Here is a 14,634-nt window from a genome sequence, read left to right as displayed (position 1 = left end):
AAACACCATCATAGCGCAAGCGCCCTGCCCCACGCTGTACGCCTGGCGTCCCTGGCCGCCTATTTGGGTTCGCGCGGCAAGGTCAGCACGTGGCGCAGATACGCCGTTTCCTCGGCGTGCCGCGCGTGGTAGCGCTCGCGCGCGGCGCGCATGGCCGCCTGGTGGGCCGCGATGCCCGTTACCGTCAGCTCGGCGCCGAAGTCGGCCGGCGGCGGCACCGGGCCGCCGAACAGGCGCGCCAGGATGAAGCGGCCCACATTGTCGCGGTAGTGCGACGCTTCCCAGTAATAGCGCATTTCGCGCGCGCCCGTCACTTGCGGGATAGCCTCGCTGGTGATGCTGTTAAAGCCCGAAAAATCATACACGCGCACGTCGCAGCCCTGGCTGCGGTAGCGCCCGGCCATTTGCGCCAGGTCGCGCTGCCATGCTTCCATGGCGTCCCACTTGCCGCGCCAGTACAGGGCGTCGAGCGTGAGCGCGTGCGTGGGATTGATGTACAGGCGCAAGCGCGTGCCGCCACGGCACAGCTTCCCGACGCTCGCATCGAAGGCATGCAGCGCCGCTTCGGTGGGGCCGGCGCCATCGCCGAACTCCTGCAGGCGCGGCTTGAAGGCGCGCGCCGTGCCGGCCCAGCCATGGTTGCGGCTGGTGATGCAGGACTCGTCGCGCTGGCCGTGCAAGGCCAGGCTGGACAGGCACACGCCGTCATAAGTGCCGCTGAGGATGCGCCAGCTGTCGTGGGTCATGTCCACCGTCAGGCCACGCTTGAGGTTGAGCAAGGCGCGCCGCGCGAAAAACGCGGGGCCGCCGTCCGTCAAGCCCGGCTCCACGCCGGCCGAGCCCAGCTCCAGGGAAAACGAAGGCGCGTCGATGCCCCACACGAGGGTGTCGACATGGCTGACCCGGGCCGCGTGTTCGGCCAGGCGGATGGCGTCGCCGATCGAAGCGCCCGAGACGGCGCTGTTGAAGACGCTCTTGCCATCGAACAAGGTACGCATGCTGCTTGCAGGCAAGCCCATTTCCGTGCGCGAATTGCCGATATACACGACGGCGGGCCGGTAGCGCGCCACGGCGTACGTCTTGCCCCACACGCTGAGTTTTTCGTTGGTCGGGCGCAATCGCTGCACCAGCGGGCTGTCCCACTGGTGCAGCAAATACGGATCGACCTGATAGTTGATGGCGGAGACCAGGGCCAGCGCGCCCAGCGCGCAGGCAAGGAAGACGGCGAGATAGCGGCGGGCGTTGGTATCCATGGTCAGAATTGAAAGTAGAGAAATTCGGTAACCCGGTTCATGCCGAAAATGCAGGCGATGAACAGCGCGGCAAAGCCCAGGCTCCAGCGCGGCGTGGGCCGCCAGCTGAAGGCCCAGCGCCCAGCCGGTTGAAATATTCTTTCAATGGCAGGCTCGTAGAGAAAGAAAATTTCTTGCGTGTTCGGCGCCCGGAAAGCCAGCAGCATGGCGCCCAGCAGCACGGGCAAGCCAGGACCCACCAGTTCGATCCAGCGGATGCCGTCGAACGCCGGATGCATGCCCCACTGCGCCAGGCTGGCCGCGTGACTGGCCAGGCCGCGCGGCAGGCTCACGCCGTTCGCGCCCACCAGCGCGCCCGTGATGTCCCAGGCCGTGGCCACGTCGGGCGCGCGGAAAAAGATCCAGGCCAGCATGACGGCAAGAAAAGTCAGCAAGCTCGGCCACCAACGCGCCGTGGCCGCGCCAAACATGCGCTGCCACGCCTGCTGCAGCACCAGGTACAGGCCGTGCAAGCCGCCCCAGATGACAAAGGTCCAGCCGGCGCCATGCCACAGGCCGCCCAGCAGCATGGTCAGCATCAGGTTGCGGTAGCGCATGGCCTCGCCACGCCGGCTGCCGCCTAGCGGGATATATAAATAGTCGCGCAGGAAACGCGACAAGGTCATGTGCCAGCGGCGCCAGAAGTCGGCGATATTGGCCGCCTTGTACGGCGAATTGAAGTTCAGCGGCAATTTCACGCCGAACAGGCGCGACAGGCCGATGGCCATGTCCGAATAGCCGGAAAAGTCGAAGTACAGCTGAAAGGTGTAGGCCAGCACGCCGATCCACGCTTCGATCAGGGTCGGCTGCGCGCCGGCCGCGAAGACGGGCATGGCCAGCGGCGACAGGTTGTCGGCGATCAGCACTTTTTTTGCCAGCCCGATGGTAAAGATCGACAGGCCGATGGCGAAGTTGGCGGCGCGCGGATGGGCGTTGGCCGGGTCGGCGAACTGCGGCATCATGTCGCGGTGATGCAGCACGGGGCCGGCGATCAGGTGCGGAAAGTAACTGACGAACAGCACGTAATGGATGAAGCGGTATTCGCGCACCTCGCCCCGGTAGCAATCGACGAGGAAGGCGATCTGCGTGAAAGTGAAAAACGAGATGCCGATCGGCAGGATGATGTCGAGACCATGCCAAGGCAGGCTTTCAGCGCCAGCACCGGCGGCCACGGCGACGGCATTGACGCTGTCGATGAAGAAATTTGCATACTTATAGTAGGCAAGCAGCCCCAGGTTCAAGGCCAGGGCTGCCACCAGCACGCGCTTGCGGGCCGCGCCCGTGCTGGCTCCCAGCAGGCGCCCGGCGCCATAATTGACGCAGATCGAGGCCAGCAGCAGCGGCAGATAGCGCACGTCCCACCAGGCATAGAAGAACAGCGAGGCGAGCGCCAGCCACACGGCTGGCGCCAGGCGCCAGCTGGCGGAAGACGTGAATCGGTCCAGCAGAAAATAGCCGGCCAGCACGATGGGCAGATAGCCGAACAGGAAGGCGAAGGAGTTAAACAGCATGTTGCCTCCTGGCAGGCAAGGACTGCAGCTGGTAATAACACTCGGCAATTTGCGCCGCCACCCGCTCCCACGTAAAACGTTCCACCAGCGCTTGCACGCGGGCGCGTTCGGGTGGCAGCGCCAGCAGTTCGAGGATGGCCTGGCGCTGCGCGGGGCCGTCGTCCCAGCGCACCTTGCGCAGCGCGAAGGCGGAATCGGGCAAGTCCAGCGCGCTTTGCGCCGTCATGACGACAGGCGTGCCGGCCGCCAGCGCTTCGAGCACGCTCAAAGGAAACACCTCGCCCTGGCTGGGCAAGGCCACCACGGCCGCCGCATGGTAGGCGCTGGCCAGCAGCGGATCGGCGTGGTCGAGCGCGCCCAGCCAGCTGACGTGCGGCAAGTCCAGCAGCAGTTGCAGATACGCTTGCTGCTCGCGCGGCGCGGCGCCGATCAGCACCAGGGGCAAGCCGGCGCCCGCCAGCGCCTGCGCCAGTCCCAGCTGGTTTTTATACGGCGAAATGCTGCCCACCATCAGCACGAACGGTCCGGCAATGCCCGTCTCGCGCAAGAACAGATCGCCATTGGCCGTGAAGAAATGCGGGTTGATTCCATTTGGCAAGACGCGAATGGCGTCGGCCGGCATGCCGAAACCTTGCACGATGGCGTCGCGCTCGGCCTCGCCCAGGGCGATGACCACGTCGGCCAGCTGCAAGGCGCGCCGGGTTTGCGCATAGCTCGTTTGCACCATCCACTCTGTCAGGCGCCCCGCCAGCCGGTCGGCCAGCCGCGCGCGCCAGGCGCTGGCCCGGCCCCAGCCCGGCGACAGCAGCGGCGACAGCACCACGGGCACGCCTTGCTCGCTGGCCATTTCCATGATGCGGTAAGTCCCGTTACTCGCCGAAAACACGTGCAGCACGTCGAAATCGGCCAGCCGCTCATGGTTGGCGTCGACTAGCTGCACTTCCAGGGGCCGCGCCGGCTGCACGGGTAGCCGGTTCAGCGCGGCAATGGTTTCGCGTACCTGGATCTGCAAGCCGCCGTCGCGCTGGAACAGCATCGGGTAGGACAAGATACCGACACGCATGGTCATCCTTTCGTGGATTTGACTGCCAGCCAACGACCTGTCAGCTTCCGTTGCAATAACAGAAATTCGCCGGCCAGCTCATGTTTCAACAGGAACAGACCGGCCAGCCAGCACAGCAAGGTGGCCAGCGCCGTGCCCGTCAGCGCCAGCAGCGCCGGGGTTTCCATTGGCAGCCACAGCAGCGAAGCGATGGGCGCGACGCCGCTGACACCGCAAAGCAGCAGGCTCTTGCGCAAGGCCCGCGCCAGGGTGCGCCAGTCCAGCGCGCTCAAACGCCGCAGGCAGCTGTAGTTCAGCCAGCTGCGCAGCACGTTGCTGAGCACCACGGCCCAAGCTAGCACCACCAGGCCGAACGGCGCCGCGGCCAGCAGCAGCGCCACCTTGATGACGCCGGCGCAGGCATCGAGCCGCACTTGCGCATGCAGCTGGCCCGTCGCCACGAACAGGTAGCGGGCCATGCTGAACATGCTATACACGGCCGAAGACAGGCACATGATGCGGATCAAGGGCACACAGGCTAGCCATTGCGTGCCATACAGCACCTTGACCAGGGGCAAAGCCATGCAGGCGAGAAAGAGAAAAAACGGCCAGGCCAGCGCCGTCATGTAGCTGATGGTGCGCAAATACACAAGTTCCGCCCCGCCCCACCCCCCCTGTCCCCCACCCTCGCGCGCACGCGCCGCGAACAGGGGAAACACCACGGGAGAAATCGCGCTGGTGATGGCCTGGTTGAAGATATTGAGCACGCTTTGCGCCTTGCCGAACAGGGCCAGGCTTTCAATGCCGATCAGCTTGCCGATGATGAGGTCCGGCGCCGCCACGCCCGCCTCGTCAACGAGGCCGCCCCCCGTCGCATACGCGCCAAAGCGGGCGATATTTGCCATGCCGCGCCGTCCCGGCAGCCACGGCAGTTCCCTGGGCCGCACCAGCAGGCTCACCAGCAGCGAGGCGCAGGAACCGGCCAGCGCCGCCCACACCATGCTCATGTAACTGTAGCCCTGCAGCGCCAGCAGCACGGCCACCAGCAGGTTGACCACGCTATTGGCCGCGTTGATGGCATAGATGGCGCGAAAGCGCAGTTGCCGGCGCAGCATCGGCAAGGTCAAGGCGCTGAACGGGATCAACAGGAAATTGATGGACAGCAAACGCAACACGAGGGTCAGCCGGGGTTCGCCATAGAACTGCGCGAGCGGCGCGCTGGCCAGCAGCACCAGGCCCGCCAGCAGCCAGGCGACAAGCAGGCTGGTGGCCAGCGCGGCCCGCAATTTCACGGTATCGAGCTGCTTTTCCTGGATCAGGTATTGCCCCACGCCAAAATCGCGCACCACTTGCGCCAGCGCCACCAGCACGGCGCCCAGCGAATACACGCCCACCTCGGCCGGCGTCAGCAGGCGCGACAGCACCATGGTGGCGACAATGCCCAGCAGCAGCACCGTATATTTTTCGGCGAAGGAAAAGAAAAACGAATGGCGGGTGGCACTCATGCGGGCCGCCCGCGCCTACACGAGGCCGGCGTAAAATGCGCGCAGCTGGCGTTCCAGGCGCGGCATCGAATAGCGCTGCACGGTTTCTTCGCGGGCCAGCCGTCCCATGCGGGCGCGCCGCGGTGCATCGGCCAGCAGCTGCGCCACAGCCGCGCAAGCGGCGTGCTCGTCGTCGAGCGGCAGCAGCAGCCCGCCTTCGCTGTCGTGCAGGATATCGTGGGTGCCCGGCACATCCGTCCCCACGGCCGGCACGCCGCAGGCCATGGCCTCGATCGTGGCGATGCCGAAGCCCTCGTTTTGACTCAGCAACACATGCAAGTCGAAGGCCGGCATCAGCAACTCGACGCGCTGCTGGAAACCGGCAAACACGATTCTGTCGTGCAAGCCCGATTGCTGCGCCTGCAGCCGCAGCATGGCTTCCAGCGGCCCCGTGCCCACGAGCACCAGATATAAGTTTGGAAACTGCGCAGCCAGCCTGGCGAACAGGGCGAGCAGCGCTTGGGGACGCTTCTGTGCGGACAGCCGCGCCACGCAACCGAGCACCAGCGCGTCCGGCGGCAGCCCGAGTTGTCGCCGCGCCAATACTCTCCGTTCGGGCGAGACAATGAACGTGTCCGTATCGACACCGTTCGGTATCACGGCCAGCCGCGTTTCCGGGTTCAGCATGCCGCGGTACAGCTCAAGGAAATGCCGCATGGCCGATGGCGACACGGCATACACGCCCTTGACGCTGCGAAACGCTTCCTGCAGCCGTGGCCGCTGCCAGTCGCTGAAGGCTTCCAGGGGAAACGCATTGTGCACGCTGATCACGGCCGGCAGCCGGCATTGCCGGGCCAGCCACAGGATGGACGCGCCATAACTGGTCCAGCAAAAGGCCACGTGAACCAGATCGGGCCGCAGCCGCCGCAGCCGCCAGGCGCCCGTGACCCTGGCGCGCAGCCAATTCCAGCGGCGCCACGCCCAGTGTTCGAGAAACAAAGGCGGCTCGTACACGCGCACTTGCATCTGCCTTGCGCGCAAGTCTTGCGCCCAGGCAGTAAAACCGGGAAAGCGCCGCAGGGCCAGCACGCTGTCGTAACCGCTCGCGCCCAGCATTTTCGCCTCTTGCGCCATGCGCAGCTCCATGCCGCCCAGCTCGCCTGAATAGCTGCTGATGACGATGCGCGGCAAGCGTTTGCGCCGTCCCCGCCACGCTTCATGGAAGAAACCGCGCAGCCACGCCCGCTCCCATTGGCGCAGGAACAGGTCGGCGTGGTCGCGCCGCAGCCAGGCCCGCACGGCGCCGAGGGTATCGCGCACGTATCTGCCCAGCATCCAGCGTGGCACGCCCAGCAACTCCACGCTCGGTGCAAAGGTGGCCAACCGGCATTGGCCCCGGCCAAACAGCATGGCGCGGCGCAGTATCCAGGCGCGCTGCACTTGCGGCACGCGGATGATGTGCGCCACTTTCGCCTGCGGACAGAACCAGGATGGATTGCCGGCCGCATGCATTTCCAGGTTAAGCCGGGTTTCGCTGCCCATGGCGTAATTGGCCCCCTGCGGGCCGATGCTTTCGTCATAGCGGGCGCCCGCCTCGAAGATGCGGCGGCGTATCGCCATGTTGGCGCCCCAGACCAGACCCGGATAGATGGGCGCGTCGCGCAGGTCTGGGCTGGTGATGCCCCACGTCAAGCCAACGGGCGTCAGGCGCAGCAGCCAGTCTTCCGGTTGCTGGCGCCAGGCGGGCACGATGGCGCCGCCGAACAGGGCGTAGCCGGGGTGGGCGCGGGCGCTATCCTGCAAGCGGCACAGCCAGTCCGGTGCGGGCATGGCGTCGTCGTCGCCAAACACGTACAGCTCGCCGCCATCGCCGCCCAGGCGCAAGGCGTGTTCGACGGCCCCGTTCAGGGCGGGACTGCGGCCGCGCCGCGCCACATAGACGGAACGCAAGGGCAAGCGCCCGCGGAAGGCGGCGATCACCTGGGCCGTGGCGTCCGTGCTGCCATTGTCGGCGATGATCAGGCGCCAGCCGCCCACGGGCGCGCGCAGCCCCATGTAGGCGCGCAATACCTGGGGCAAGGTGCCGGCGCCATTGTAGGTCGCCATGAGAACGGTCAACAAGGACATGCCTCCTTGGTCTTACCATGACAAAACTATGCATCAAGCAGTATTGATCCAGTGTACTGAGCCTGCCCGCCAGCCCGTTGACAGGCATCAATACCTTGCCAGCCCGGACACAACCAGGAGCGTCCCCCTTCATGCGCGACATACTGATTACCATCATCATCCTCGGTTCGCTGCCCTTCATCCTGAAGTCGCCGGCCATCGGCGGCCTGATGTGGGTCTGGGTCAGCGTGATGAATCCGCACACGCAGGGCTGGGGCTTTGCCACCCACATGCCGTTCGCCTTCATCATCGCCGTCGCCACCCTGCTCAGCCTGCTCATGACGCGCGAGCCGAAAAGCTTGCCGCTCACGCCCGTCAGCGTGCTGCTGCTGTTGTTTGTCGTGTGGATGAATGTCACGGCCCCGTTCGCCCTGCTGCCGGCGGCGTCGTGGGTGCAGTGGAACAAGGTCATGAAGATCATGCTGATGAGCTTTGTCATCATGATGGTGATACGCACGCGGCGCGACATCGTGCGCCTGGTCTGGGTGCTGGTCGGCTCGATCGGCTATTACGGCGTGAAAGGCGGCATTTTTACCATCCGCAGTGGCGGCACGGAGCGGGTCTGGGGGCCGGAAGAAACCTTTATTGGCGATAACAATTCCCTGGCCCTGGCCCTGATCATCACCATCCCCCTCATGTATTATTTGCAGCAAAACACGGACAAGCGCTGGGTACGCCATGGCTTGTCGGCGGCGATGCTGCTGTCGGCCCTGGCGGCGCTGGGTTCGTATTCGCGCGGCGGGCTGCTGGCCATTGCCGCCATGGGCCTGTTCATGTGGCTGAAAAGCGACCGCAAGCTGGTGCTGGGCGCGCTGCTCGGCGCGGTCGCGCCGCTGCTGCTGGCCTTCATGCCCGAACGCTGGGCCGAACGCATGGACACCATCAATACCTACCAGGACGATGTTTCCGCCATGGGCCGCCTGAACGCCTGGCGCATGGCCTGGAACCTGGCGCGCGACCGTTTTCCCGGCGGCGGCTTCGACGTGTCCGACGCCTCCATCTTTGCCCGCTACGCGCCCAATCCCATGGATGTGCACGCGGCCCACAGCATTTATTTCCAGGCGCTGGGCGAACACGGCTTTGTCGGCTTGCTGATTTACCTGGCGCTGGGCATCGCCACCTGGCGCACTGCCGCCGCCATCATCCGCCGCACGCGGGGCAAGCCTGAATTGCGCTGGGCGCTGGGCCTGGCCACCATGAGCCAGGCCAGCCTGATCGGCTTTGCCGTGGGCGGCGCCTTCCTCAGCCTGCTGTACTTCGACATGCCGTATTACCTGATGGCCGCGCTGATCGCCACGCGCATCGTCGTCGAGCAGCAAGCCACGGCCCCCACGCCCACGGCCCGCCGGGCCAAACCCGGAACAGCCATCGCGGAGCAGCCATGACGGCCACCTTGTCCATCCTGATTTACCACCGCGTGCTGGCGCGGCCCGACCCGCTGTTTCCCGGCGAAGTCGATGCCGTGCTGTTCGAGCGCCAGTTGCGCCTTATCAAACGTTTCTATACGCCGCTGCCGCTCGGAGAGGCCGTGCAGCGCCTGCAAGATGCCAGCCTGCCGCAGCGCGCCGCCTGCATCACGTTTGACGACGGCTATGCGGACAATGCGCAAATCGCCCTGCCGCTGCTGCGGCGCCACGGCTTGCACGCCACGTTTTTCATCGCCACGGGCTACCTGGACGGGGGACAGATGTGGAACGACACGGTGATCGAGGCCGTGCGCCACGCGGCAGGACCTATGCTGGACTTGCGCGAGCATGAGTTGGGAGCGTTCCCCGTCGCCAGCCTGGCACAGCGGCAAACGGCCATCGCCACCCTGCTGGGCCAGCTCAAATACCTGCCGTTCGCGCGGCGCCAGCAGCTGGCCATGTACATCCGCCGCCAGGCGGGCGTTGCGGCAGGCCCGCCAGCCATGCTGAGCACGGCGCAGCTGCGCCAGTTGCAGGCGGCCGGCATGGGGCTGGGCGCGCACACGGACAGCCATCCTATTCTGTCCACCTTGCCGGACCATGCGGCGCGGCAAAACATTGCAGACGGCAAGCGCCAGCTGGAAGCGTTGATCCAGGCGCCCGTGACCCTGTTTGCGTATCCGAACGGCAAGGCCGGGCGCGATTATGGCGCGCCGCACGTGGCGATGGTCAAGAGCCTCGGTTTCAAGGCGGCCGTGGCGACGGACTGGGGCGTGGCGCGTCCCGGCGCGGAGCTGGACTTGCTGCAACTGCCCCGTTTTACGCCGTGGGATCGAGGACGGCTGGCGTTTCTGTGGCGCATGCGGCAAAACCGCCGGCAAGCGCACCCAGCGCGCCCGGATGCTGGCTGAGCCATTGTTCCAGCATCAGCAGCAGCCACACCATGGTGCCGTGATAAGCCGGGTGTTCCGCCAGCAAGCGCCCTTGCAGATCGTCGATGAAGGCGGGCCGCACGATGCCGCGCCCGCGCAGCTGGGTCAGGTTGTCGAACGCGAATTCGCGCAACGGAGGATGGCTGTGCAGCCACTGGCCGAAAGGCAAACCAAAGCCGTGCTTTTTCTTGCGCACGATGGCCGGCGGCAAGATTTCCGCCAGCGCTCGCTTGAAGAAAGGCCGCAGGCGCATGCCGTCAAGCTTGTCGCGCGGCGCCAGGCGCGCGGCAAACGCCACCATCGCATCGTGCAGAAAGGGAAACGCCGCTTCCACGCCGGCCAGCTCGCACGCCTTGCGCACCTTGAACAGGTCGTTGTCGGCCAGGGTAAAACGCATGTCCAGCGCCAGCAGTTCATTGATCTGGCTCAAACCCTGGCCTTGGCGCTCCCAATACGCGCCATTCACGCAGCCGGGCGCCATGCCCAGGTCGATGGTGTCGATGAAGCCCGCTTCCAGCACCGTGCGGTGGCCGTGGCGCAGCAGCAGGTTGTAGCTGTCGAGCCGTGCCGGCAGCGGCAGGCTCGCTTGCTCGATGTAGCGGCGCGCCTTGTCGGCCAGCCGCCACGGTTTGCCCCGTTGCTGGCGGAACAGCAGCGGCTCGATGATGGCCTGGCGCAACATGACGGGCAAGCGCTCGTACTGCGACAGCAAGGCCTGGTGCGCATAGCGCTCATTACCGCCAAACAATTCATCGCCGCCATCGCCACCCAGCAGGCGCGTCACGCCATCCTCGCGCGCCATCTGCGCGCAATAGTAAGCGGGAATGGCCGAGGCATTGCCGAAAGGCTGGTCGAAGATGGCCGCCATGGCAGGGATGGCGGCCAGCACGTCGGACGGTGTCACGTAGCGCTCGTGGTGGATGCTGCCCGCGTGGCTGGCGGCCAGGCGCGCATACGCCATTTCATCATAGCCGGGCGCATCAAAACCGATGGAATACGTGCGCGCGGGCCGGCCCGTCACCTGGCCGATGATGGCGGCCAGGGTGGAACTGTCCGTGCCGCCGCTGAGAAACGCGCCCGTGTCCGCGCCATCCGCGCCCAGGCTGCTTTCCACGGCCTGGCGCAGCAGGCGCAGGAATTCCTGCTTGTTGCTGGCAAAGCTGGCCCGCGCGCGCCCTGCTGGCGGCTCGTGGAAAGCCAGCTGCCAGTAACTGCCCTTGCATTGCTTGCCGCCGCGCACATGCAGGTATTCGCCGGGCAGCAGGCGCTGCTGGCCAAGATAGGCCGTGGCCGGGCCGGGTACCATGTGGAAGAATAAATAGTGATACAGCGCTTGCGGATCGAGCGCGCCCCGCACGGATGGATGGGCCAGCAAGGCGTCATGCGAGGAGGCAAAGAACAAGCCTTGCGCATTGCTCGCATAGCTGAGCGGGTGGATGCCGGCGCGGTCCACGGCCAGCAGGGCCGAGCCGGAAAAGGAATCGAGGATGGCCAGACAGAAAGGCCCGGACAGGTTGGCGCAGGCGGCCACGCCCCGGCTCAGCCACAGGGACGCGAGGCGGGACGCCACGTCGTCGGCCGAGCCGTCAAGCTCGGGCCGGCCCCAAATGGCCACTTGCAAGCCATCTTGCTGATATACATGGCGGCTGCCGTCGATGGCGGCCACGGCCACGCCGCCCACTTCGCTCACGCTGGCGGCCAGCGGTGCGCTATCGAAACGCGACAAGGGCGCGACCATGCCTGCCAGCGCGCTCGACGCTACGCCATCGGAAGCCGTGCCGACGGTACCCACGCCGCCAAGCGCCGCCAGCCAACCGCACAGGCCGCTCATACGAGCACCTCGGCCGGCAGCGGATGGCCGAGAAAGGCCGTCGGGCTGGCCGTCAAGCCATACGCGCCCGACTGGAACACCACCACCAGATCGCCCTCCTCGGCGCGCGCCATCTCCATCTGGTCGGCCAGCAAGTCCAGCGGCGTGCACAGCGGCCCCACGACGGACGCCACTTCGCGCGGCCCTCCCTGCAGCCGGTTGCCAATGGCGACAGGATAATTCTTGCGGATCAGCTGGCCAAAGTTGCCCGAGGCCGCCAGATGATGGTGCAAGCCGCCATCCGTGACGAGAAATACCTGCCCATGCGACACCTTGCGTTCGATCACCGTGCACACATAGATACCGGCTTCGGCCACCAGATAGCGGCCCAGTTCCAGGTTCAGGCGCGTACCGGGCGCCGCCTGGGCCAGGATGGCGAGCTGCCGCTGCAAGCCTGCCGCCACAGGCGCCAGGTCGAGCGCCTGATCGCCGGGAAAATACGGCACGCCGAAGCCGCCGCCGATATTCAGGGTGCGCAAGGGCGATGGCGCGCTGTCGGCCAGTTGCAGGGCCAGTTGCACGCTCAGCGCCTGCGCTTCGGCCAGGGCTGACGCCGACAGGCTTTGCGAACCCGCATACAGGTGAAAACCGTGAAAATCCAGGCCCAGCTGGCCGATCCGGCCCAGCAGCGCCGGCACGAGGGCCGCATCGACGCCGAACGGCTGCGCGCCGCCCCCCATGCGCATGCCCGTGCGGCGCAAGGCGAAATCGGGATTCACGCGCACGGCCACCCTGGCCGCCAGGCCCAGCCGTTCACTGGCCAGCGCCACCTTTTCCAGCTGGGCGCCGGACTCGACGTTGATCAATACGCCAGCGGCCACGGCCCGCGCCAGTTCGCCATCGCTCTTGCCCGGCCCCGCAAAGCTGATGCGCTGCGGCGCCATGGGCGTATCGAGCGCGGTCGCCAGTTCGCCGCCCGAGGCCACGTCGATGCCATCGACCAGCCCCGCCAGCCACTGCACCACGGCCGGCATGGGGTTGGCCTTCATGGCGTAATGCAAGTGCACGCCGGCCGGCAAGGCGGTGCGCAATTGCGCCACGCGGCGCGTGATGTGCGCGCGTTCATAGGCGTAGAACGGCGTGCTGCCCACCCTCTGGGCCAGCTGGCGCAAGGGCACGCCGCCAATCTGCAGCATGTCGTTTTCCACAGCAAACTGCTGGCCCAAGGCCGAGTGCGTGGGCAATTCCGTATTGTTCGAGCGGATCAAGTCCTTCATGCCGCATCTCCTGTCTGGACCGCATACGCGCGCGCCAGTTCCCTGGCCAGCAAGGGGCGGTCGATCTTGCCGTTCGGATTGCGCGGCAGCACGCCGTCGCGGATCTCCACCCACAGCGGCACCATATAGCTGGGCAGGCGGGCGCGGCAGGCGGCCAGCACGCTGTCGCGCTGCAATTCCACGCCGGGTGCGGGCGTGACGAGCAAGGCGATGGCCTGGCCCAGCACGGCGTGGGGCAATCCCAGCGCGGCGGCCTCGCCCACCAGTCCGCTCGCATACGCGACTTCCTCGATCTCGGCCGGGCTGACCCGGTAGCCCGACGTCTTGATCATGTCATCGCTGCGGCCGACGAAATACAGATAGCCGTCCGCATCGCGGCGCACCGTGTCGCCAGACCAGACGGCCAGTTCCGGCAGCACCAAGCCGCTGGCCTGCGGCGGCAGCGGCTTGAAGCGCTCGGCCGTGCGCGCCGCGTCGTTCCAGTAGCCGAGCGCCACCAGCGCGCCGCGGTGCACCAGTTCGCCCGGCTCGTCGGCGTCGCACACGCTGCCGTCGGGACGCAGCACCAGCACTTCCGCGTTGGGAATCGCTTGTCCGATGGAGTCGGGGCGCCGCTCCAGCTGTTCCGGCGCCAGATACGTCGAGCGGAACGCCTCCGTCAGGCCATACATCAGGTAGACCTGCGTGCGCGGCAGCGACTGGCGCAGCCGGTCGAGCGTGGATCGCTGCATCACGCCGCCCGAATTGGTGATGTAGCGCAGGGGCGTGGACAGGGGCCAGCTCAGCTGCGACAGCTGCACCCACAGGGGCGGCACGGCGGCCAGGCCCGTGATGGCTTCCTGCTCGACGGCTTCGACGATATCGCGCAGCAGCAGGTAATTCATCAGCACGGCGCAGGCGCCGCTGGCAAAGGCCGTCGTCAGCTGGCTCAAGCCATAGTCAAAACTGAGCGGCAGGACGCACAGAATGCGGTCTTCCGGCGTGTTGCGCAAATAGCCCGACACGCTGAGCGCGCCCGCCAGCATGTTGCGGTGCGACAGCACCACGCCTTTCGGCCGCCCCGTGCTGCCCGAGGTATATAAAATGGCGGCCATGTCGATGTCGATCGCCCCGTGCGGCCGGGGTGTGGGTGCGCCAGCGACAGGCACGGCGTTCCACGGCAGCAGCCGTATCTTGCCCAGGCTCGATTGCGCCTCGCCTTCGCCCGTCAGCAGCACCGTGCGCAAGTCCGGACAGGCGGCCAGCGCCGGGCCCAGCTGCGCCAGGCGTTCGCGCGAGGTGACGAGGATGTCCACGTTGCAGTCGGCCAGGATATACGCCACCTGGTCCGGCTTGAGCAGCGGATTGACGGGCACGAACACGCCGCCGGCGGCCGCCGCGCCGAACATGGCGCTGACGTTTTCCGGGCGTTTTTCCAGGTACACGGCCACGCGCGCGCCGCGCTGCAAGCCCAGGGTCAGCAAGGCAGCGGCCGCCGCGCGCACGGACTGCGCCAGCGCGGCATAGCTCACTTCCTCGCCCTGCCACGACAGGGCCGGCGCGTGGGGGCTGCGCTGCGCCGTTTCGAAGATCAGATCGTGTATCAGTGTCGCCATCGTGTCATCCCCGGGTTGCCATGATTGCCATGCATTCCCCTATGATTCAGACAAACGGCCACAGCGGTCTTGATTTTGATCAATTAACAGTTTCAGCAACACAGCTTGAGCCGGCGCAA

Annotated in this window: 10 protein-coding genes; 2 read left to right on the top strand and 8 right to left on the bottom strand. The window is 66.4% G+C overall.

The genetic code is table 11. The features are described 5' to 3' along the window. Positions 1–59: 59 nt before the first annotated feature. The 5 genes from FG13_RS04385 to FG13_RS04365 are packed head-to-tail and all read right to left on the bottom strand — an operon-like array spanning position 60 to position 7,450. On the bottom strand, positions 60–1,253 hold the full coding sequence (locus tag FG13_RS04385) for a hypothetical protein (protein ID WP_035818718.1): 1,194 nt from the start codon (positions 1,251–1,253) through the stop codon (positions 60–62). Between the two features lie 2 nt (positions 1,254–1,255). After that, positions 1,256–2,803 carry an MBOAT family O-acyltransferase gene (locus tag FG13_RS04380; RefSeq protein WP_035818715.1) on the bottom strand — a complete coding sequence of 516 codons (1,548 nt, stop codon included), beginning with the start codon at positions 2,801–2,803 and terminating at the stop codon, positions 1,256–1,258. Continuing rightward, complete coding sequence (locus FG13_RS04375) at positions 2,793–3,866, bottom strand: glycosyltransferase family 4 protein (protein WP_035827206.1); 1,074 nt, start codon at positions 3,864–3,866, stop codon at positions 2,793–2,795. Before FG13_RS04375 ends, FG13_RS04380 begins: the two co-directional genes overlap by 11 nt. A gap of 2 nt (positions 3,867–3,868) precedes the next feature. Next, positions 3,869–5,350 (bottom strand): lipopolysaccharide biosynthesis protein, encoded by a 1,482-nt coding sequence (locus tag FG13_RS04370; RefSeq protein WP_035818713.1) that lies wholly within the window; start codon positions 5,348–5,350, stop codon positions 3,869–3,871. A 15-nt stretch (positions 5,351–5,365) separates the two neighbouring features. Further along, complete coding sequence (locus FG13_RS04365) at positions 5,366–7,450, bottom strand: glycosyltransferase (RefSeq protein ID WP_235211664.1); 2,085 nt, start codon at positions 7,448–7,450, stop codon at positions 5,366–5,368. A 137-nt stretch (positions 7,451–7,587) separates the two neighbouring features. Between FG13_RS04365 and FG13_RS04360 the strand changes: the two genes are divergently transcribed. After that, positions 7,588–8,880, top strand: coding sequence for a putative O-glycosylation ligase, exosortase A system-associated (locus tag FG13_RS04360; RefSeq protein ID WP_035818709.1), 1,293 nt, complete (start codon positions 7,588–7,590; stop codon positions 8,878–8,880). Continuing rightward, positions 8,877–9,812 (top strand): polysaccharide deacetylase family protein, encoded by a 936-nt coding sequence (locus FG13_RS04355; protein WP_035818707.1) that lies wholly within the window; start codon positions 8,877–8,879, stop codon positions 9,810–9,812. The genes FG13_RS04360 and FG13_RS04355 overlap by 4 nt, the downstream gene beginning before the upstream one ends. Here FG13_RS04355 and FG13_RS04350 read toward each other — a convergent pair. From FG13_RS04350 to FG13_RS04340, 3 genes are read right to left on the bottom strand one after another with little or no spacing between them, the layout of a single operon-like run. Beyond that, entirely contained in the window at positions 9,721–11,664 is a 1,944-nt protein-coding gene (locus FG13_RS04350) for an asparagine synthetase B family protein (protein ID WP_035818705.1), read from the bottom strand. The genes FG13_RS04355 and FG13_RS04350 overlap by 92 nt on opposite strands. Further along, complete coding sequence (locus tag FG13_RS04345) at positions 11,661–12,920, bottom strand: pyridoxal-dependent decarboxylase, exosortase A system-associated (RefSeq protein WP_035818702.1); 1,260 nt, start codon at positions 12,918–12,920, stop codon at positions 11,661–11,663. Before FG13_RS04345 ends, FG13_RS04350 begins: the two co-directional genes overlap by 4 nt. Then, positions 12,917–14,515 (bottom strand): acyl-CoA ligase (AMP-forming), exosortase A system-associated, encoded by a 1,599-nt coding sequence (locus FG13_RS04340; protein WP_035818699.1) that lies wholly within the window; start codon positions 14,513–14,515, stop codon positions 12,917–12,919. Before FG13_RS04340 ends, FG13_RS04345 begins: the two co-directional genes overlap by 4 nt. Between the last annotated feature and the right edge of the window lie 119 nt (positions 14,516–14,634).

Source organism: Janthinobacterium sp. RA13, from assembly GCF_000745325.1.
In the GTDB taxonomy this organism is placed as follows: Bacteria; Pseudomonadota; Gammaproteobacteria; order Burkholderiales; family Burkholderiaceae_D; genus Janthinobacterium; species Janthinobacterium rivuli.
The sequence above is the reverse complement of the archived record's forward strand: the minus strand, read 5'-3'. Positions and strand labels throughout refer to the sequence as shown.

Bases quoted from the DNA above. Each gene is read 5' to 3' on its own strand.
- FG13_RS04355 (WP_035818707.1), top strand. From the start codon at position 8,877: ATGACGGCCACCTTGTCCATCCTGATTTACCACCGCGTGCTGGCGCGG.
- FG13_RS04345 (WP_035818702.1), bottom strand. From the start codon at position 12,920: ATGAAGGACTTGATCCGCTCGAACAATACGGAATTGCCCACGCACTCG.
- FG13_RS04350 (WP_035818705.1), bottom strand. From the start codon at position 11,664: ATGAGCGGCCTGTGCGGTTGGCTGGCGGCGCTTGGCGGCGTGGGTACC.
- FG13_RS04375 (WP_035827206.1), bottom strand. From the start codon at position 3,866: ATGCGTGTCGGTATCTTGTCCTACCCGATGCTGTTCCAGCGCGACGGC.
- FG13_RS04370 (WP_035818713.1), bottom strand. From the start codon at position 5,350: ATGAGTGCCACCCGCCATTCGTTTTTCTTTTCCTTCGCCGAAAAATAT.
- FG13_RS04380 (WP_035818715.1), bottom strand. From the start codon at position 2,803: ATGCTGTTTAACTCCTTCGCCTTCCTGTTCGGCTATCTGCCCATCGTG.
- FG13_RS04385 (WP_035818718.1), bottom strand. From the start codon at position 1,253: ATGGATACCAACGCCCGCCGCTATCTCGCCGTCTTCCTTGCCTGCGCG.
- FG13_RS04340 (WP_035818699.1), bottom strand. From the start codon at position 14,515: ATGGCGACACTGATACACGATCTGATCTTCGAAACGGCGCAGCGCAGC.
- FG13_RS04360 (WP_035818709.1), top strand. From the start codon at position 7,588: ATGCGCGACATACTGATTACCATCATCATCCTCGGTTCGCTGCCCTTC.